The following is a 19,364-nucleotide window of genomic DNA, read 5'->3' as shown; positions in this document are numbered from 1 at the left end:
CGCTATCCCCTTCTTGATCTGCATGTACCTTTGCTATGCTAAACATACCGGGACGAATCTCCCGGTATGGAAATATTATTTTTTCTCGATACGGTTGCATCTGCGACAAAGAACATTTTTATACAAGAAAGGTGGCTCGTAAAATGGCAGGTCTATTTGTCGTTGTGCTGGCGCTAGTGGCAATCTACTGGTTCTGGATTCGAAGCAAAAGGACATTTAATCGTCCGCTGACTGTGCAAGAGATGATTGGAGCAGCATCCAATGTGGAATGGGAAGGGCTTGCCCAAAGTCAAAACCAATATCGCCTTGTGGTTGAAGTGGAGCCGATTAATTTGGATCATGCTTCTGTGGAAGAGAATAAAACGGTGTGGATCAATTTTCTTAGTCTGATCAATACGATTTCACTGCCTTATAAATTGATTACTCAATCTCAGTTATTCGAAATGAAAGACTATATGGATGACTATCAGCAATCTATTCAGGAACTCCCTGAAGAGTATTCGTTATTAAAAAAATCAGGTGAGATGGTTAGCGATTATTTAATGGATAGTCTGAATCAGCAATCCATTCGAAATCATCATGGTTACATTATTTTTGAATACAATTCAATGACATCAGGCGCAAGTGTTCAGGTTGGTTCAAGTAAACTAAATGGATTATTGGACAAGGCTGCGCCCCGAAAAGAGCGCTTATCAGCGGAAGAACGATCCGATTTAGCCTTGCAGATGCTTGAAGAAGCGGAAGGCATGTTGTACGGGTTCTGTGAGCAGGTGGGCATGAGGTATCAGCGGTTGGATAAGGCTGGAGTGTGGAATTACACCTATCAAACCTTACAACGTGAGCTGGCTCCACAAGCGCGTATGATTGATGCGTTACAGATGGATAGCTTTAATCGTATGAAGCATTCGCTGACTGTGAATGAAATCCAGTCAGAGAGCAATTTAGTATAGGGTAGAAGGTGAAATTGTGAAGTTTAAAACGATATGGAAGAAAAGACACGGGAAGGGAGGAGCTAAACGTGAGCAACCTCTACTTGATTCGGGGAAAGCAAGTGGGACTGACTTCGCAGCACCTTCTTTTGTTCGTGAAACCGTTCCGGGGGATATCACTGCAAATCAGGTTAAGATCGACGATTATGCTGTAGAGATCGGAACAACGATTACGCCAGCAAGATACTTCCGTAGTTTTTATGCTGAAATTTCTTCGGGGAATACTTGGTCGGGCATGTTGGATTCCTTGATCCGTGGGGATTATGGGCAAGGAGATGTGGACTTGGCCATTCATGTTCAGCCCACTTCAAATGATCAGGAACTTAATGAAATCGGAAGACGGATTGCGGGCTTACTATCGGATTTATCGGATGAAAAAGATGTCCGCAAAATTGATGCGATGCGTGATGAAATTGCGGACTTAAAAGAACAACAAAAGCGTATCCGTTTAAATGTGGAGAGAAGCTTCCGTGTATGCGTGCAAGTCACTGTGAGCGCTCCTGAATGGAAAGAGCTGATGAAATTGTGTCGTTCGCTTGTACAGCGTTTTGCAGGGAAGTCCATTTATCTCCGTGCTTCTGATGGACAACAGCTCTCAGCGTTGAAATCACTGATTCCTACAGCATCTGAAGATACGATTTCCAAAGAACATGTTTTGTCTCTTGAAAGTTCAAATTTGGCCGATCTCTTTCCTTTTGGCGGTGGCAGTTTAAATCACCGATCAGGCATTATTTTGGGTAAGAACAGAAGAGGTCGCCCTCTATGGTTAGACAACTGGCATCCCGAACTCGCAAATTATAACATGTGCGTTATTGGTCGTTCAGGTGCAGGGAAGACGTTTGTCACGATGTTAATTATTCATCGTTCTGCTCATATCGGCAGACAAATTGGCATTATTGATTGGAAGGGTGAACATGGAGACTTTCTTCGCGCAATGGGATGCCCATATATTGAATTTCATGAACACTCCAAACATCGGATCAATCCCTATGATGTGGATATGACAAAACTGGCAGACGGAACACGGTACGTGGATATCGAAGAAGCGGCAAATGCGGTACAGGCATTAGCATTTAAAATGATTTCTGTTTATGATCGTGCTGCGCTTACTGGAGAGGTAAAAGTCTATATTGGACGTGCAATTCGACAGCAGTATTCGGAATGTGGTATTACGACCTCTCCTGAAAGTCTATACATCAATCCCGTGGCGCAAGAAGGCGTGTTTAAAACAGGTAAAGTCAAAAAGGTAATGCCTGTGTTGGTTGGACTATATCAGAAAATGAGTACGCATAAAAGCGAGGCCATTCGGAAAGCTAGTGAATTGCTACAGCCCTTTACCCGTGAAGGTGAGATGAGTTCGTATGCAATTTTTGATGGACAGTCTACGATTGAACTGAAGAATGCACCTATCTTTGGTTTTGGGATAAATCGACTTGATCCTGAGATCATGCGTCCCATTGGGCTATTTGTGGCAGAACGCTGGATGATGGAATGTTGGGCCAAAAAGCTTCCAGACATTCAGAAGTTGTTGGTCATCGAAGAATGTCAGAACATTTTTCTGGATGAGGACTTTGGCGCGGTATGGGCAGAAAGTGTCTTTCGTGAAGGACGTGCTACCAATACAGGAATCGTACCTGTTACACAAGGGCTGGAAGTGTTTACGCGTTCTCAGGCAGGCATGGCAGCGATTAAGAATAGCCCGATCAAAATCATCGGCATTCAGGAGGCACTCGATATTGAGGCAGTACGGGATAAGCTGGCCTTAACGGAAGGGGAAGCTGATTTTCTGGTTTACCAAGCCCGTAAAGGAGATATGTTGGTGAAAGTGGATAATCAGTCAGCGATTGTGCATGTTGACGCTTCTCCGTTTGAAGAAATGTTATTTACCACTGATCCGAATGATCCACTGTACGCTGAGCGGAAACGATATATTAAAGAGCTAGTCAATAATGAGGTGAGCTAATATGCGCCGAATTGCTGTCTTATTTTTTTTAGTTCTTTTTTTTGTGCAAGCTTTTGCCGCTCCTGTGTATGCTGAAAAAGCAAAACAGGACGAGAAGCCAGTAGATACAGGTATCATTGGTAAACAAGTGAATACGTATTATGAAGACGAAGATAATAAACCCGGTTTGCTTGAAAGAACCGTATCAGATGGTATCATCAGTTTTGCAAATTTTTTAATTAAATCCTTCGATATGCAAGACGTAACATTACTTGTGTTCGGAAAAAATCCGGCCCCGACGGACGATGGGTTTCTGCAAGGAGGAAACACAAACACGGATACGCGGTCAGGGTTATACTTGGGTGTATTTACAGAAGGCATGATGAATGCAATTAATGCACTGTATACTGTTTTTGAGCATTTCATGCCTTATCCTGTTATGTTGGCTCTGATACTAATTGCTTTTTTGTTACTATGGCATGGGGCTTTTAGTAGTGAGGGAAGATCCAAAGGAAAGGATTATGCGACAGCATTTATAGTTGGTTTATTATCTTTCCGATTTGGTTTCTATATTTGGAAATTCGTTGCGGATATTGTGCAATTCGTTACGGATTTGATATGGGCGACTATGGTAGATGCAGGATTAAATCCAGGGTTGTTTTTGAATACGGTGTGGGGCACAGGCTCAGCAGGATATGAAAATATGGTCAGTTACCGTGGATTTGTGGTTGCCATACTCGTACTCTTGGCAGCACTCATGACTGCAAAATTAAACTATGACTACACCATGCGATTGATTAACTTAATGGTGTTGATATCAACCTTCGTGATTTGCTGTGTACTAACCATTTTCCCGAAATACCGTAACGCCTTACAAACATGGTGGGATCAATTTGTCAATAATATGATCTTACCTTGTGCCCACGCTCTTGCGTTAGGGCTATTTTTTTTGCTGCTTTATTTTAGTAGTGATGGTGTTTCGAATTGGGTCATTGTCGCCTATTTATTTGGCTTTTCTTCCATCCAGAATTTAGTCCAACGTGTAATGGGCGTGGAGCAGCCAGATTCCAGAATGGGGAGGGCGCTTGGTCTAGGTACGATATTTGCGATGAGTCGGATGCTCTCTGGCAAAAGTACTGGCTATGGGAAAGGAAGCAAGATGAAAGATCGTCAGGAGGGAGGGACAGGAAACGGAGCTGGGTTAACGGATACAGTAGAAGGTGACAATGTATCTCTTGGTTCGGTAGGGTCGGCAGCGAGTGCATCTTCTTCTAAGGCAATTTCTCCTGTGCCGAACTGGAAAAATAAAGCGTCTAAAGCTGGGAAAAGTGTAGCTGGCTTTGCATTGAATCAAGGCACAAAGGGGGTTGGAATGGCTTTAGGAACATCGGTAGGATTGATGGCGGGCAGACCCGTTGAAGGTGCACTCGCAGGTGGCTTTATTGGTGGGGTAGCTGGTAAAGGGATGGCTTATGCAGGAGTTGGAGCCAAACGAGTAGGCAGGGGTGCGGTTCATCTCGGAAGAGAAGTCTATGCTGGGATTCAAGAGCGCTTATACCCTGAACGAACGGGAGATCAGGAGGTATTGGAAGAAACAAATCGGATGTCGCCGTCCTCCGGGGAAGGGGGTTCAAGTTCTAGCGCAGGCGTAGGGATTTATCAGGAACAACCCACGATGAAAAGAACGATTCCAAAACAGACGGAGCAACCTTTTAAATCTACATTCTCAGAAGACAGCCAGACAGCTTCAGTTGGAAAATCGCCTGTTACTGCAAGTAATGTGATGTACACCAGACCTTATATGGAAAAATCACAAGATTCTCGCACAGAAGAAAGTATGCAGGCTAGTTCCAATCGAAATTCAATGAATACAAGTGTTGTTAATCGCGGGATTCAGATTAACGGAGGCAATATTCAAGGGGGTGTCACTTCAATAAATAATGAACCTCAAAGCAGATTCTCTTCTACCAAAAGTTCAGCTAACCATGTGAATCAAGGGATCAAGATTAGCGGAGGGACTATCAAAGGAAATGTTACATCTTCAGATGGTAACGTTGCGATTACAGGAGAAACAACGAATGGTCATAGAGTTGCTTCAAAGGGAGAACATTCTTCAGCCAGTAACAGCCAAGTTCCTTCATCCGCATCAAACCCTAATCAGCAGCCACACTCTCCTAAACCGGGTGGAAGGCATTACAACTATCATGTGTGATGCGGAGGGGAGAAACACATGGATCAATGGATGAAGCAGGCGCTCAAACGAGCAGGAAGAAAAGCTGGCCTTGCATTGTTAAAGGTGCTTGCGCCATATGTCCTGACCATCGTTGGTTTTGTTTTGGTTCTGATGTTAGGATATTTCATTATATTTGAAATGCCGAAACAAGCGATTATGGAGACATATGAACATGCCAAAGATCAGGTGGCTGGATTCTTTTATGGAACGAAGGAAGAAGAAGATCAACAGATTTTTGAAACGTATCAGCGTCTGGCTGAACGCTGGCGTGAAGGTTTAACCGCCGAAGAAGAATTTCAAGTGGAGCCCTATACCTTCAATTGGGAGTGGCTGGCGCAAGTGGATCGTTCATTGAACGATCCTTCTTTTTTGAACACCATTTTGGACGATTATGCGAAAGAAGTCGTATTGAAACCCGAAGAAACCTTTGAAGAAGTGCGCCCCAAGTTTAAATGGAATGACGCTGAGATCATTACTGTTAAAGAAGTCTGTGTGCAGAAAGAAGGGAAGGAGGGTGAGGTTGAATATGCGAAGTCAACAGTGACGGAGTGGCAGCCTGTACGCTTGTTGCAGCAGGCAAGAACGATTCAAAATGAGTACAACTATACGTATACTTCGGAGACATTGACGGAGACAGTATCTTCCCCCTGCGGTACGCTGACAACGAAGGTGACGCAGGACAAGTTACAGCAGATCAAGCCAATGCACAAGGAGGATTGGGAGCCTTTACGAGAGATTTTAATCGCCCATGGTGCTAAACGGTTCGAAGATCAGGATTTTCTTTTAGAATACTGGCTATCCTATCTCTCAGATTATGATGGTGAGGGCAGCGGTTTGAACGAAGGGTGGACACCCCTTTCAGGAGATTTAATTTGGCCCACCAAGGGTGATCGGATCACATCGTCATTTGGTTATCGAATTCACCCGATTACGGGGAAGAAGACACTCCATGCGGGTGTAGATGTGGGTGTGCCTATCGGCACGCCTGTTTATGCTGCAAAAGCAGGTAAAGTTATTTTTGCAGATTATATGGGCAAAGCAGGGAATGCCATTATGATTCAACATGAGGATATGGAAACGAGATACTACCACTTGAGCAAAATTAAAGTCGAAGCCGGACAAGAGGTGCAAGCTGGTGAAGAAATTGCGGAGTCAGGGAATACGGGTGGTTCCACAGGACCACATCTCCATTTTGAAGTACGTGTGAACGGGAACACGGTGAATCCGCTTCTTTATTTTGGTTACACCGTAACAGCAGATATTTTAACCTATCGTCCGCTTAATATTTCTGTCATGTTGGAATGGTTAAGCAAACGAAATTCAATGTTGGCTACAAAAGAGATTTTAACCATGATTGATGATGCGGCTAAAGCACAGGGAGTTGATCCCTATCTGCTTATTGCTATTACTGGCGCGGAGCAGGGATTTGTACCAAAAACGAACAAGTATGCCAATCAAATTGTTAAAAATCCATGGAATGTATTCGGGAGTTGGAAAGAGGGCAAAGGGTCCACACTTACAACGAAAGAAGCCGCTGAAATTGCAGCCAAAACGATTGTGAAATTATCTAAAGGCAAACCGGCTACAGTGAACTCAATTGCCTGGTTAAGTGACCCGGTGAATCCAAGTGGTGTATATGCTGAAGGTGGCGATTGGGTTGGGAATGTATCTAACTTTTATCAGATGTTATCGGAATTAAGAGATTGACAAATAAGGACTATCCCGGTAATATCAATTTCAAATAGCTCGAACAAATGGCGAAGCTTTGCGATAAAATATGTAAATAAACACCAACAAAAACAACTCTCTCATGGAGGGTTGTTTTTGTTTTGCCTGAAAGCAGAGGAGGTCAGCAATGCAAACAAAAATACAGATTTTGTTTTTCATTCTTATATTAGGTTTGGTGATGATTCCACAACATATCATGTATGCTGGATCAAGTGAGACATCCTCGGTGACTCAAGAAATAAAGAAAGGTTCCCAAACATTTAGCCCTGATGAAGTAGGCAGCCGCATGGAGCAAAAAGGGACCGAGTTATTCGGAATGGTTCGTTCAGGGAGCAAGCTATACATTTCGGTAGCACTGGTTGTATTTTTCCTTCTTTTATTCGGAGGCATGATTTTCAAGAAGTTGTTAACTTGGGCCTTTATTTTTCTATTCGTTGCTATCCTAGGTTTCCTCATTTTAAATTATTGGCCTCAAATCATAGATGTTGTTTTAGCAATCATTTCATGGTTCTTTGAAGGGGGAGCTAAGGGTGAAGCTACATCTGGTGTTTGAGCCTTCCATCTTAACGCCTCTTGTACAGGCTCTGCATACTCAAGGTTACTCGGTTTCAGGAACTGATGTGACACTGGAGCAGTTTGCTATTGCGGCAAATGCTAAACAGATTGAAGCAGATGTGGCTATTGTGGATGGAAGTCTTGGAGTACTACGCAAACAAGAAAGTGTCGGTTGGCTCAAAGAAGTGCGTATGCGCATACCCGACATGCGAGTGATTGTGGTTTTACCAGAGACGGATCTCGATTGGCAGCGAAGTTTGGGGATGTATGGAATATATGATGTATACCTAGCGGAACAATTTCGTTTGGAAGACGTGCAGTATTGGATACAGACAAAGAAGACATTAGCAGATGTCCCGCAGTTTCACGCAACCATTGCTGGAAAAAAGGCAGAATATAAAGTGGGTTTCTCGTTAGAAAAAAATAAAGGAAAGATACAGACCATTTTGGCAGATTGGACGAAAGGATTTAAACGTGCTGATCGAAGGTCTGGGTCCACAGTTGAAACGACTCCAACATCAGAGGAAGAACGACTAGCCGAAGAACAGGGAAAAGAGGAATTGGAAGCATCATCTGGAACGTTGGAGGTTCAGGGAGCAATGCTTGAACGAACTGAGCATCAACCCGAACAAACCCCTGCGCTACATATTCCTCAGCCCTATATCGTCGCTGTAGGTGGTTTGGCAAGTCGGAGTGGCAACACACATACAGCAATTCAAATCGCTTACGAAATCGCCAGTCAAGGAATCAAAACGGCATTTATTGAATATCGTAGTAAACCGAAAACCTCGGATATCGTTTGTTTTGCAACCGACTTTGATGGCTTACAATTTCATCATCAGGGTATCGACTTTTTCCCGAATCGAAGCCCAATGGATGTAGCCGAAATCTATACGCTAGAGTACGAAGCCATTGTACTTGATTTAGGGGTAATGGTTGATGAATTGGAAAACAGACTTGAACTAAACTCGGCAGCGCAAGAGTTTCTACGCGCTCCTTTCCAGTATATGACCCTCTCGGCAGCACCGTGGGATTTGCATTTTATTGTCCGAAACTCAAGTCAACTTACGATGCTCATGCGGAAAGCATCATTGGTAATTAACTTTGCGGACGAGAATATGATTAAGGAGTTTAGAGAAATGTTCCCAGCGGTGACTTCTATCTTAAATCCGTTACAAGCCAATCCTTTTACCTCTGCAGGTGGATTGGCCCACTGGTTGGAACGTCCGAAGGAAAAAAGAAAACGTTGGTTTGTTCATTAACCGAAGCCTCTGCTCTTTCCTGAGCAGGGGCTTTTTTTGTCTAAAGATTGAGGGGGAAGTTGTGTGCCTCTTTGATCATGATACAGAAAGGAGAGATATCGGTGTTATTTGGAAAGAAGAAAGAGAAAGGATTGGCGAATCCGGCTAAAGGCATAATGGTTGCGCTGTGGAATCCGGCAGGAAGTGATCCGACCTTGCTGCTCCAGCGTCTTCTGAGTCTGGTGAATAAACAGGATGAGACTGCTGTTGTCGTGGAGCTTCCATGTCTTGGTTTACCACGAGTGGCGTATCGCTTGGGCATTTCGGAATTGAAACACGGACAGACAGTGGACCAGCTCTTAATCGACTATGATCGGGGAATGTTAGCAGGGGTTCATGATTACCTACAACATTTTGAGGGGTTTGATGGATTACTGGTTCAGCCGAAAAGCAAAGTGGATAGTCCTACCTTGATTAAGCTTCAGCAGGACAAGACGTTGAGCGAATTGCCAGCATATTTGAAAGTTCATTTGTCAGGGTATCACTATATCTTTGTTGTGTTGCAGGGACAGTTAATTCATCCGATGAGCTTCTTTGCATTACGAGAAGCGAATCATGTGGTATTAAACATGAATGAGCCTGTTGAATTGATTCGGGCATATGCTGCGTTTAAAGCATTACGTCAAGATTATGCGGTGCAGAGCATTCAATTGTTCAGTGAGTCGAAGAACAGTGACTTTAACGAGGAAACCATTCTTCATCGACCTGAACAACTGCTGTTAGCATGGAGGGAGGAAGATCATGGTAATCGGAGTAATCAATCCGGCAGAGTACGTGCAGTACCAACGACCTGAAATCAAAGCATCAAGCGCTCGTAGTAAAGGTGATGATGAAACCCTGAAAACGTTGTTGGAACGAACTCAACAATACCTTATCACCAATTACAACGATGAATTTGTACGAGCAATTATTGATGAACAGGCGAGAAATCGGGTTAGATATCAGATCTCAGACTACATCCGAGATCAACGGGATTTAAAGTTTACGATGGATATTGGAGACGTTATTGACTACATTCGTACAGAAATTACGGAAATGGGTGTGCTACAACCCGCGCTGGATGATCCAGCCATTAGTAGTATTGAGATTAACGGACCCGCGGAGGTCATTGTTGAACAAAACGGTTTTCCTGTTCATATGACAGAAATTCGTTTCCGGGATAATGACCATATTTATCAGACTATTGATAAAATGCTCATGCCGATTGGTAAAACACTCACTGCGAATGAGCCAGTCATTGATGCGAATTATCGTGGCTTTCGGATTAACGTCATTATGGATGTAACCCGGGGTGGCGTAAGTACCCATAGCCCGATTATCTCCATTCGTAAATTTCCTCCAGACGTTTTTTCAGATGCGGATTGCATTGCCTATGGAAACATGTCGGATATGATGGCACAATTCCTTGAAGATATTTTGCCGTATGGAGCCAAAGTTATCATTGCAGGAGGAACGAATAGCGGTAAAACAACCCAGCTTATTCGACTACCGCAATATTATGATCGACTGACCCGATTTTTTTGTATTGAAGATTCGGAGGAAATGTTGCTGAAATCGAAAACGACCTATCAGGACTATCCCAACATTGCGAGTGTCATTGTTAAAGAGCATGAGGACGAACGAAAGGCTTATCTGATCCCAAAGCTGGTGAAGACAAGCTTACGCCAGAATCCAGATGTCATTTTGATCGGGGAAGTTCGGGATGAACATGCAGCCAGCCAAGCACTGGTAGCAGCCAATACTGGGCATATTGTACATCTCACCATTCACGCGAATGGAACGGAGGAAGCTGCGGTACGGTTCTTACAACTTTCTGGTAACAATCCAATGACTGCATCTCAGATCGTAATGTCGTTCGATTTGATTGTTTATCAGAAGTATGAAGCAGAGACAGGTAAACGGGTTGTATTTGAAATTGGCGAATTAATCCGCTTTGAAGGAGAGAAGCCCGTGATTCACCCGATTTTCCAATATGATCCTGTTCATCGTCGTTTTAGTCAATCGGGTAAGCTTACGAAGCTCAGACGAAAACTCATTGCTGAAGGTGCTCCTATGGATGTCATATCTCGCTGGTGCGGGGAGGAGTGAGAGAATGCCACTATGGATGAGCTTTGTTTACTTTTTTGTCCTTGCTTTGATTACTTTGGTCCTAGTTATTCCCAAAACAAACCAAAGTAAGAGTTTTTCACTATCCAAGGTACTCGGTTACGAGCGCATACGGAAAGAGGCCGAAACCGTGGGGTGGTCTCTTACCTTTCGGGAGTTCAGTTTTCTGGTGCTAATCTCTATCGCTTTGATTGGGGTAGTTGCCCTATTTACAGGCAATTACTTCTTCATCGCTTTAGGCACAGTTTTGTGTTTTACAGTACCGAGAACCATTGTACTCAAGGTGAAACGGAAGATCAGACAAAACGTTTTGTTCGATCTTCCTTCTAATTTGCGCCTTTTTATCAGCAAACTCACCGACTTCCCAAATGTGCAGAAGGCATTGGAGAATGCAGTGCTTGAAATGGATGGGGTGACGAAGCCCGTGTTTGAAAAAGCATCTAATCAACTTCGTGTCGGGCTACCTGTTGATCGGGTTTTTAATGAAATGGTTGGTGAGTTCCGAATCCGAAAAATGGAGGACTTTTTAGACAAGTTGAAATTGGCCCAAATGGAAGGATTTCATGCTCAGTCGCTGGATAGCCTGAAAGAAACGGTCGAAGAGATCGGGGAGGATATCACACAGATTCAAGAACTGGAGCTTGAAGCGAAAAGCAAACGGAGACAGCTCTTTATGGTTATAGGCATGTCGTGGATGATGCCCGTGATGATGAGTATGATGAACAACGGAAACGCCAACGTATTTCTAAATACTTTGCATGGTCAAATTTACATTGTTTCTTTCGCGGCAGCTACGCTTTATGCGATAGGGAAGGGTGACGATTATCTGTCACTCAATCTCGATAAAATTTAAAGGAGGGATGCTCTTTGATTGTATCCAGTATGTTGTTGTTTATATCTGTGTTACTTTTGACTGGGTTTATGATGAAGAGCTGGTTGCCTGGCTTTGATCTGGAGAAGCGCTATGCAAACCAGGCAGCGGTGTTACAGAAGAACAACAAAGAATTGCGTCAATTGAAGATGGACCCGGTGACTCAGTTTTTTGCAAACCGATTAATGCCAAGACTTATGAATGCACGACTTCCAGTGTTTAACGGGAAACTTCGGCGTATGTACAACTTACTAGGAAAGGAAAACACCTTTGAGGAAGAGCTTGCTGACAAAGTGATGAAATCACTTGCCGGAAGTCTTCCTTTTTTAGTGCTGCCTTTTTTACTTCAAATGCCTGCATTATTTTTAGCGATCCCGTTAGCAACGCTTGTGTTTTTCGTGACTCAACTGGGTGAAATCACTAAAGCTTACAAGCGAAGACAAGAGGAGATCACAAGGGACTTACCCCAGCTTATAGGCAAAATGATGATCGCTCTGGAAACAGGAAAATCGTTTATGACAACAATCCATCGTTTAGAAGATACAAGCGGCCCTCGGATGAAGAAGATCCTCTCTCGTTTGAATGCAAATATTCGCATTATGAAGCTTACAGATGCCATCGACTTATTTGCGGCTGAAACGGATGTACCCGTGATGAGGGACTTCGCAGCTGCCGTCAAGATCGGAGTAAACAATGGATACGGTGATGCGAAGAAGTATTTTGACAGCATCAAAGGTGATCTTCGAAAATTACGGTTGGCAGCACTGAAAGAAGTTACACGTAGCCAGCCTCAAAAGATTAAGTTGTTGTACGTTCTCGTAGCGGTTCATGCATTTGCTGCAGTTATTATCGCATTTATTGATATCTTTTCAGAAATCCAAAATTTATAACTATTCGGAGGTCAAGACAATGAAAAAGTTCATGAACAATATGGTGAAAAAAGTAGCTGTTTGGAGACATGGTATGGAATCAAAGGTAGCTTATCGGATCGAGGTTATTGGGCTTCGTTTGCTGCGTCCGTTGCAAAATCAGCAAGGGGCTTCTATCGTTGAAATTTTAGGCTATGCGTTACTGTGTGTGCTTGCCATTGTGCTTGTGTGGGGTCTTATCAAGGGCTGGTTGCCTACGTTCTTCCAATCCATCACAGGCAAATTAGATAACCTGTCTTAATACTTCATACGCGAAGCTATAGAAGGAGGGGAGAGTTTGAAATTCAAGATATGGTTAGCACCGCTTCGAAATACACGAGGAGCTGTTAGTTCCATTCCACTCATGTTTTTCGTGATGGTGGCCTCTGTCTTTCTCTATCTTGGTATTGATGTATATGGTTATATCTCACAGCAACAAAAGCTGACCATTGCCAGCAATGAATTACTTGAGGTCATCAAAGCTGAAAATGGATTTGATACTGTGAATCGTGAACAATTTGATCGTTTGCTCCAGAAGACCGGAATTGATCCAGCTAAAGTAACCTTAACAGCTACACCTAAGCGTGTAGATCGGGGGGACCCGGTTACTGTGGAAGCAAGTATGGTGTATGAGTGTATCGGGTTGAAGCCATTAGGGAAGACGGTAAAGCTTCCTATACGTGTGCAAGCGAATGGCTTGGCCCATACATTTTTCCGATGAAGGAAGGGATGGCCTATGTTCCGCAATTTGGCGCTGATTTTATTCGGCGCCTTTGCTTTATTTTTTCTGACTGATTTTCTTGTGGTGTACAACGCTCATTTAAAGATTGAAAAGGCAGTGGAACAAGCACTGGACGGAGCAATCATAGCCAGCACACAGGAAATCGAGAATCAGCGGGGACGTTTAGAACTGAACGAAAATGTAGCAGTTGGAGCGGTACACAATATTCTCAAAGACAATTTGAGGCTGAATGCAAATCTGATGAATAAGCATTTTTCGGATAGTGTATTAAAGGCCACTGTGACGTACTTAGGAGTAATCCCAAGAATCGAAGCTCAATTTGATACCAAGGTACAACTAATTGCAGGGAAGATTTTTGGACTAGACTCGTTTCCATTGACGATTACACGTCATACGCCATATTTAGGTGAATTTAAATAGGAGAGTGGGAGTCATTGAAAAAACTGTGGAATAAGGCAACACGCCGAATTTTTATAGTGGCCGTTGCTTTGATATTGGCCGGAACAGCCGTAGTTATTCAAAGCAATATTGTCAAACGTCAAACAACAACGGAGCTTATTTATGTGGCAAAAGAGAACTTGCTTCCCTATAGCTTGATTGAAGGGATGTTTATTCAGCGTAAGGTAGTGCAAAGCGAGATTCCAGATGATGCGATTCGAGATCTGACAGAATTGAAAGGAGAGGCATGGGTAACGGCAGATGTTGGTATCCCGGCTGGAGTGCCGGTATCGAAATCCCTTCTCGTCCCAGCCAAGGATAGCAAATATGGTGAAAGTCTGGAATTGAAGGATGGAGCGATGTTTGTGGGGGTTCAGACCGACCAAGTAAAGAGTGCGGGTGACATGATCAAGCCAGGAACGGTAGCGGATGCTTATGTTTACATCGAAGGTGCAGATCGGGAGCCTGCACGTCTAATTACTCCAGCAGATGATCCTCTTCTGAAGGGGCTTCTCATTAAAGAACGACAAAATCAAAATGGTTACGAGCCACAAAGAGAAGGAACAGGAAACCAAAATCCAATTCCATCCATTGCTGTAGTAGAAACTACCGACTCTAAAGTTGCAGCAGCCCTTATTCGTTATCAGGAAGAAGGGAAAGTGTATTTTACACCGACTGGAGTAGCGCTGGATAGCAACATGATAAATAAAACGGATGATAAAGGTTCTGTCGAATGACAGAGCTTTTTTCATGACATTTTGATAGGAGGAAAGTGAATGTTTAGAAAATGGATTAGTCTGTTATTGTCGTTGACATTGGCTTTAACCGGGTTATTCGGAACAATTACACCAGTTTTAGCGGATGAAAACGTGCAGATCAGCATCAAAGCTGATCCAAAAATTGATGTTGCTCTTGCCGTTGGTAACAGCTCATGGAATCTTAAAAATTTTACGAATGATTTAAAGAGTCAACTAACCCTAAAAGGTATTTCATCATCTAGTGTTAATGTTCAATCCGTTGAAACTAAATCAGTGGTCGCGGATGCCTCCAATGCAAGTCTGATATTTCAATCATGGAAGAACTTCTCCATTCTTAGTGGAGGGTATAATGCTCCAGCGTGGACGACAAGTGATTATTTTATTTCAGGAGATAGACTAATTCGTAGTAATTCGGGGGCAACACGCCCAGCATCTGGATATTATGATCCAAAGTCTTTCGAAACTACCAACGCTACCTATTCATTTACATGGGGTATTGACGCGACAAGTTATGGGGCTTTTGATCATGGCGAGGCAGGTTTTTTGTTCCGAATGCAGGATGAAAATAATTATTATGCTTACTTGGTTGATAATCATTCAGCTTGTGGAAATATATTCCTGGATGGTGGAGAAGCCATTGTTAGAGTTAAAAACGGCACATTTGAAGTGTTAGCTTCCACGAGTTTTCCTCAGTATTACGCCGGGCAAAAAGAAGATATTAAAATTGTTGCTGAGGGTAGTTCAATAAAAGTGTACCGAAATGGATCGCTTAGACTATCGGTAGATGACGGTACGTATACTAAAGGTGGTCACGGATTCTATGTTTGGGATCAATATGGAGCATATTTTTCAAATATATCCGTGGAATCAGAATCCACCAAAAAATTCACCGAGGTCATTCGTCAACCGATCTGGAGAGAAGGCTCAAATCGCTTTCTCGTGAATTTAGAAAACAATGTGGTTTCAGACTTGGATGACGCTCAAGCTTCAGCAGAAATCTTGACCCGTATGATCAGCAATGAGGTTAGTTATGTTGGGCTGGGAACAACTACAAATCAAACACAAGTTGAACGATTAGTAGCGCGTAACAACAGCAATGGAATATTCATCGATAACAGCGTATATAGCTCGGCTATGGATCAACTGGCAGACTACATTGCTTCTAAGGTTAGAAGAGTTGGAAATGAGCAATACATGATTTTGGATGAAGACAACCATCTTGAAGTCAATCCTTCCTCCTTACAACAGAACACTCAAACTGCGGATCATCCTGAAGGACGCTGGAAAATAGAACATGATAGTACGTATTTTGAGAACGGTTCAGGTCAAGTTCAATGGAGCGGTAAGTGGCAGAAGGATTTACCTTTAACGTTTGACAAGCCCGGCCGATATGAATTGTGGTTTGGCAGCGAGCATCCTAATCCACAATTTTTATATGTTCACCGTAGGCCAGTGGCAGACTTTACTTTGAAGGTCACCAAAGGCTCTGCTAATTACTCCATTGATGTTAAGGACCAATCCTATGATCCAGATAAAGAATTTTCATCGAACAAGGGTATTTCACAAATGGAATGGAAGTGGAGGGAAACAACGGCAACTACATGGAATGACGGATTAATCCCTTCCAATCTTCCCGTAGGGAAAGATTACTTGTTCGGGTTTTAGATGAACAAGGGGCTTGGAGTCAGCCTGTAGCACGTTATGTCTCTACAGGTTCTACTGCACTAAAGCCTATTGCAGATTTTAAATTACCTACTCAGGTGACAACGTTTAAACCTATAAATGTCGAAGAGCAGTCCTACGATCCAGGCGGTAGAGTAATTACTCAGAAAATCTGGAGCATAACGAAAGATGGCAAAGAAATGTACACGGGTTCCACGATGATTAACGATTTTCGGAATTTCGGATCAGGGAACTATACAGTATCTCTTAAAGTGTTAAATGATAGCAACCTGTGGTCAGACACGTTCCAAAGAAATGTCACAGTCACGGAGGATTTAACAGCACCGACGATTTCATTCAGCCCTTCTAAGTTGAACTGGACAAGTGAGCCCATGGATATAACTCTTACCTATTATGACGATAGCGGCATAGCTAGTACATGGTATAAAGTAACTTCATCCGAAGAGTCTCCTTCTTCATGGGATACCGTGGGTTCCGACATTCAACATGTTACTTTAAATCGTGAAGGGCAATGGTATATCCACGCTAAGGCACAAGATTTGGCGGGTAAAGTGACTACATCCGTTGGTGGACCATATCAAGTTCAATTTCAACTTGAAAAACCTAAGTTAAAGGTAAATCAAGTAACAACCAATTCTGTTGATCTTGGCTGGACATTACCTTCTACAACGATTACAGATGGTATTCAATATGAAATCATCAATCAAACAACGAAAAAAGCTTGGACAGTAGATTATCCAGCAGATCAGTTAACAGATAAGAATTTAGAAGCGGGCACGGAATATAACTACGTAATCAAAGTGAAAAATCATGTTGGCGAGATGGTAGGAGACTCCTTTAAAGTAGTAACTCTTCCTAATAAGGTAGATGGGATCAAGATCGGTTTTGAAGATCATCAGAGTGGTAAAGCGACGGTTTCATTTGATCCCGTTCCTTCAGCTACGGAGTATATTTTTGTCTTGTATGAGTCTTCCAAAAATGGACAAGTAAAAGTATCTGAGCAGACTTGGCAGGAGGCAGGGACACACGTTATTGGTAATTTGAAAGCAGGGACTCAATACTTCACTTCATTGGTTGCGAAAAATGAATCGGGTTACAGTGAAGTGGTTAGCAACGGGTTTATCTCATTGCCTTCTGCGCCGGGAGAGTTCAAGATTGTTCAAGTCACAGATGCCAAGGTTGATTTGGGCTGGCTACCCTCTGAGACAGCAACACGTTATCACTTGCTACGTTCGCTACAAGAAGTATACGAAGGAACCGATCTAAATTACACTGATGAGGATTTGAAGTCAGCAACAGTATATAACTATCAATTAGCTGCGAAAAATGACAGTGGTTTTGGAGACATTGCAGATTTGGATGTACTCACATTGCCTAGCAAGGTAGCTGTCACGATAGAAAAAGTAACGGATTCGTCCGTTGAGCTTAGTTGGAAATCTGTTCACGGCGCTGATACGTACGTCGTTATGTTAAAAGGAGATCCCATACTTGAGATTGCATCAGATTTAATTCATGCTACAGTTCGGGGTTTAGAAGCAGGCACTAACTACGAATTATTTGTAGTGGCGCAAAATGAGAGCGGTCAAAGTACACCTGACGTTTTGCATGTCAAAACTTTACCTGCCTCACCTACTCATATCGCAGTTAAAGAAGTAAAGGAAACATCTGCTGTGCTGCATTGGGATACCATGACTGGAGCGGATAAGTATAAGTTAAAGCTCGGTGATCAGGTGTATGAAATTTCGAAACCCGAACTTGAGTTAGAAGGGTTGGTTGGAGATCAGGAATATTCAGCAACGATTCAAGCTGGGAATGAGTCAGGCTATGGGGAGGCCACCGAGTTTAAATTTGTTACCCTACCGTCAGCTCTCGAATTGAAGGTCGATAAAGTAACATCTAATACTATGACCGTAAAGTGGAGCAAGAAGCCCAATGCTACGAAGTATAAGATTTATGATGAAAATGAGAAGAGTATAGCTGAAACAGAGAAATTGAGTTTCACCTGGGCTAAGCTTGAAGCGGGGCAAACGTATACTTTTTATGTTTCAGTTGTCAATGAGAGTGGAGAAGGGGAAAAGATTAAGGTAACGCAACAAATGTTACCTGGTGGATGGGGAAGCACAGACGGTGAGCTGAACCAAGTGGTGAGCATATCTGGAGTCACTTTGGACTCAGCTGTAGTGAGTTGGAAAGCAGCCTTGGGTGCGGAGCAGTATAAAATTGTAGATGCCAAAGGTAACTCACTGGGGCACGTCGCGACTCCTGCAACATCCTATACGGTGTCTGGACTGAATAATAGTACAGATTATTCAGGTTGGGTGTTAATCCCACTCAACGATGCTGGCGAGGGAGTTTCTGCACCTATTCCTTCGTTTAGAACCTTAACTCCTTATTATGGTGGAAATGAGACTGTACCAGTTAAGAAAGAGGAACCACTAGAGCCAAAGCAAGAACTTTCTAACGAGACTCAGCTCCCGGTAAAGAATACACCTAAGTTTGAGGATATTGATCGGTCCTTTGCGAAAGAGGCGATTCTTGCGCTTTTCGAGAAAGGTATCGTGAAAGGTGTGTCAGATAAGAGATTTGAACCAGAAAGACAAGTCACTCGTGTTGAATTTGCATCTATGCTAGTCCGGGCATTGGAACTGCAAGAGTCGTCTGATACCAAACTTACTTTTGAGGATGTGCAACGGACAGCGTGGTATGCTCCTGAGCTATCAGCAGCAGTATTGAATGGTGTAGTTCATGGTTTCAGTGATAAGGAGTTCAGACCGTTCGATATGGTTACTCGTGAGCAAGCCGCTAAAATGATTTCTAATGCAGCGTATGATCAAGTACCTACTGCTGAAGTGAACTTCAAAGACAGAAATTTAATCGCACCTTGGGCTAAACCCGAGGTGGCGGCGCTCGCTGTTGAAAAAGTCATCACTGGCTATCCTGACGAGACATTTAAACCTAAGCGTGATTTGACTCGTGCAGAGTGTTCCGTATTGATTTACCGAGCACTTAGCATATTCTATAAATAGTCATTTTTTCTTAAGGAGCCGTCCTTTTGAGGGACGGCTTTCCATACTGTAAATAAACAATCATGTTTGGTATTGCTCTAATAA

General features: G+C 43.0%; 16 protein-coding genes. All 16 read left to right on the top strand.

Annotated features, from left to right (window positions below):
* The first annotated feature begins 143 nt into the window (after positions 1-143).
* The 16 genes from IEW26_RS00210 to IEW26_RS00135 all read left to right on the top strand — a co-directional run bounded on the left by IEW26_RS00210 (position 144) and on the right by IEW26_RS00135 (position 19,280).
* Entirely contained in the window at positions 144-950 is an 807-nt protein-coding gene (locus tag IEW26_RS00210) for a hypothetical protein (RefSeq protein ID WP_188590911.1), read from the top strand.
* Between the two features lie 16 nt (positions 951-966).
* Entirely contained in the window at positions 967-2,952 is a 1,986-nt protein-coding gene (locus tag IEW26_RS00205) for a VirB4 family type IV secretion system protein (protein WP_229729591.1), read from the top strand.
* A 1-nt stretch (position 2,953) separates the two neighbouring features.
* Entirely contained in the window at positions 2,954-5,143 is a 2,190-nt protein-coding gene (locus tag IEW26_RS00200; protein ID WP_188590910.1) for a hypothetical protein, read from the top strand.
* An 18-nt stretch (positions 5,144-5,161) separates the two neighbouring features.
* A complete protein-coding gene (locus IEW26_RS30155; RefSeq protein ID WP_229729590.1) occupies positions 5,162-6,871 on the top strand; it encodes a M23 family metallopeptidase in 1,710 nt (569 codons plus the stop codon).
* Positions 6,872-7,019: 148 nt separating this feature from the next.
* The gene (locus IEW26_RS00190) at positions 7,020-7,445 is read left to right on the top strand and encodes a hypothetical protein (protein WP_188590909.1); all 426 of its coding nucleotides are present in this window, start codon (positions 7,020-7,022) and stop codon (positions 7,443-7,445) included.
* Positions 7,423-8,709: a hypothetical protein gene (locus tag IEW26_RS00185; protein ID WP_188590908.1), complete on the top strand. Its 1,287-nt coding sequence runs from the start codon at positions 7,423-7,425 to the stop codon at positions 8,707-8,709. The genes IEW26_RS00190 and IEW26_RS00185 overlap by 23 nt, the downstream gene beginning before the upstream one ends.
* 101 nt (positions 8,710-8,810) lie before the next feature.
* Complete coding sequence (locus IEW26_RS00180; protein WP_188590907.1) at positions 8,811-9,542, top strand: hypothetical protein; 732 nt, start codon at positions 8,811-8,813, stop codon at positions 9,540-9,542.
* Positions 9,490-10,836, top strand: coding sequence for an ATPase, T2SS/T4P/T4SS family (locus IEW26_RS00175; protein WP_188590906.1), 1,347 nt, complete (start codon positions 9,490-9,492; stop codon positions 10,834-10,836). Before IEW26_RS00180 ends, IEW26_RS00175 begins: the two co-directional genes overlap by 53 nt.
* A 4-nt stretch (positions 10,837-10,840) precedes the next feature.
* On the top strand, positions 10,841-11,707 hold the full coding sequence (locus IEW26_RS00170; RefSeq protein ID WP_188590905.1) for a type II secretion system F family protein: 867 nt from the start codon (positions 10,841-10,843) through the stop codon (positions 11,705-11,707).
* Between the two features lie 14 nt (positions 11,708-11,721).
* On the top strand, positions 11,722-12,615 hold the full coding sequence (locus IEW26_RS00165) for a type II secretion system F family protein (protein WP_188590904.1): 894 nt from the start codon (positions 11,722-11,724) through the stop codon (positions 12,613-12,615).
* 19 nt (positions 12,616-12,634) lie between these two features.
* Positions 12,635-12,895, top strand: coding sequence for a hypothetical protein (locus IEW26_RS00160; protein ID WP_188590903.1), 261 nt, complete (start codon positions 12,635-12,637; stop codon positions 12,893-12,895).
* A 36-nt stretch (positions 12,896-12,931) separates the two neighbouring features.
* Complete coding sequence (locus IEW26_RS00155; protein ID WP_188590902.1) at positions 12,932-13,354, top strand: DUF4320 family protein; 423 nt, start codon at positions 12,932-12,934, stop codon at positions 13,352-13,354.
* A gap of 15 nt (positions 13,355-13,369) precedes the next feature.
* On the top strand, positions 13,370-13,795 hold the full coding sequence (locus tag IEW26_RS00150) for a hypothetical protein (RefSeq protein WP_188590901.1): 426 nt from the start codon (positions 13,370-13,372) through the stop codon (positions 13,793-13,795).
* Positions 13,796-13,809: 14 nt separating this feature from the next.
* The gene (locus IEW26_RS00145; protein WP_188590900.1) at positions 13,810-14,550 is read left to right on the top strand and encodes a CpaB family protein; all 741 of its coding nucleotides are present in this window, start codon (positions 13,810-13,812) and stop codon (positions 14,548-14,550) included.
* A 39-nt stretch (positions 14,551-14,589) separates the two neighbouring features.
* Positions 14,590-16,236, top strand: coding sequence for a hypothetical protein (locus tag IEW26_RS00140; protein WP_188590899.1), 1,647 nt, complete (start codon positions 14,590-14,592; stop codon positions 16,234-16,236).
* 215 nt (positions 16,237-16,451) lie between these two features.
* Positions 16,452-19,280 carry a fibronectin type III domain-containing protein gene (locus IEW26_RS00135; protein ID WP_188590898.1) on the top strand — a complete coding sequence of 943 codons (2,829 nt, stop codon included), beginning with the start codon at positions 16,452-16,454 and terminating at the stop codon, positions 19,278-19,280.
* Positions 19,281-19,364 lie beyond the last annotated feature (84 nt).

Origin of the sequence: Paenibacillus silvae (assembly GCF_014639235.1) — a bacterium.
GTDB lineage: Bacteria > Bacillota > Bacilli > Paenibacillales > Paenibacillaceae > Paenibacillus > Paenibacillus silvae.
This window is presented reverse-complemented; position numbering and strand designations above follow the sequence as displayed.

Bases quoted from the DNA above. Each gene is read 5' to 3' on its own strand.
- IEW26_RS00150 (WP_188590901.1), top strand. From the start codon at position 13,370: ATGTTCCGCAATTTGGCGCTGATTTTATTCGGCGCCTTTGCTTTATTT.
- IEW26_RS00190 (WP_188590909.1), top strand. From the start codon at position 7,020: ATGCAAACAAAAATACAGATTTTGTTTTTCATTCTTATATTAGGTTTG.
- IEW26_RS00200 (WP_188590910.1), top strand. From the start codon at position 2,954: ATGCGCCGAATTGCTGTCTTATTTTTTTTAGTTCTTTTTTTTGTGCAA.
- IEW26_RS00175 (WP_188590906.1), top strand. From the start codon at position 9,490: ATGGTAATCGGAGTAATCAATCCGGCAGAGTACGTGCAGTACCAACGA.
- IEW26_RS00140 (WP_188590899.1), top strand. From the start codon at position 14,590: ATGTTTAGAAAATGGATTAGTCTGTTATTGTCGTTGACATTGGCTTTA.
- IEW26_RS00160 (WP_188590903.1), top strand. From the start codon at position 12,635: ATGAAAAAGTTCATGAACAATATGGTGAAAAAAGTAGCTGTTTGGAGA.
- IEW26_RS00170 (WP_188590905.1), top strand. From the start codon at position 10,841: ATGCCACTATGGATGAGCTTTGTTTACTTTTTTGTCCTTGCTTTGATT.
- IEW26_RS00135 (WP_188590898.1), top strand. From the start codon at position 16,452: ATGATTAACGATTTTCGGAATTTCGGATCAGGGAACTATACAGTATCT.
- IEW26_RS00210 (WP_188590911.1), top strand. From the start codon at position 144: ATGGCAGGTCTATTTGTCGTTGTGCTGGCGCTAGTGGCAATCTACTGG.
- IEW26_RS30155 (WP_229729590.1), top strand. From the start codon at position 5,162: ATGGATCAATGGATGAAGCAGGCGCTCAAACGAGCAGGAAGAAAAGCT.